The organism is Acetobacter sp. DmW_043 (assembly GCF_002153485.1).
Lineage (GTDB): Bacteria > Pseudomonadota > Alphaproteobacteria > Acetobacterales > Acetobacteraceae > Acetobacter > Acetobacter thailandicus.
Genome location: NZ_JOMN01000002.1, coordinates 1 through 848, shown reverse-complemented (window position 1 = coordinate 848; position 848 = coordinate 1). Strand labels below are relative to the sequence as shown.

Below are 848 nucleotides of genomic sequence, written 5' to 3'. Positions count from 1 at the left end.
CTAGGGCCTGTTAGAACTTAATCCAGTCTGCTGTTGCTGCGATATGGATGACGGCAAGGAATGACGCTGCTGTTTTTTCGTATCTGGTGGCGACAGCGCGCCACTCCTTGAGGCGAGCCCAGAGATTTTCCACAAGATGTCGGCACCGATAGGCCCATTTGGGGCAGGAAACAGGCGCATCGCGCCGTTTCGTGGGAATGGCCGGTCGGGCTCCCATGTCCCAGATATGCTCACGGAAGGCATCCGATGCATAGCTCTTGTCCGCCACCACCCACAGGGGAATGGCGGGAAGACTATTGAGCATGGCTGGTGCCAGTGGCAGTTCATGGGCCTGTCCGGGAGCCAGTGCAAAACTGATGGCTTGTCCGTGTCCATCAGCAATCACGCAGACTTTTGTGCCATAGCCGCCGCGAGAGCGGCCAAGTGCTTCACGATGGTCTCGCTCTTCGAAAGAGGCCCCTTTTTTTGGGCTCCCGCCGCCTTGTGGTGAGCCCTGATGTTTGTGCCATCCAGAAAAGTCATTCCGAGCGCCACTCCGTGTTGCTCCTGAACCAGTGTGAGCAGGCGTTCCCACACGCCGAGCTTCGCCCAGCGGATGAAAAGCTGGGCTGCCCGCCACCATGGCCCCAGTTCCGCAGGGATGCTGCGCCATTTCGCGCCATTCTCATGACGCCAGAAAATCGCTGCAATCGTGCGCCGCAGATCATGGGGCGGCGTCTTGCCTCGTGGGCGAACCGCCTCAATCAGAGGTTCCCAGATCGCCCATGTCTCATCAGTGAAAGTGCCTGTTCCGTCTCCTTCTTCCATCTCTACAATATGGGAAGAGTTTCAAGATCTAACAGGCCCTA

Annotated in this window: 1 protein-coding gene; it reads right to left on the bottom strand. The window is 57.9% G+C overall.

Annotated elements, in window-relative coordinates; genetic code table 11:
- Window positions 1-10: 10 nt before the first annotated feature.
- Window positions 11-807, bottom strand: a protein-coding gene (locus tag HK11_RS00245) for an IS5 family transposase (protein ID WP_198911773.1) whose coding sequence is annotated in 2 segments (ribosomal slippage) — window positions 11-468 and window positions 468-807 — 798 coding nt in all. Because the reading frame shifts where the segments join, the coding sequence is not laid out codon by codon here.
- Between the last annotated feature and the right edge of the window lie 41 nt (window positions 808-848).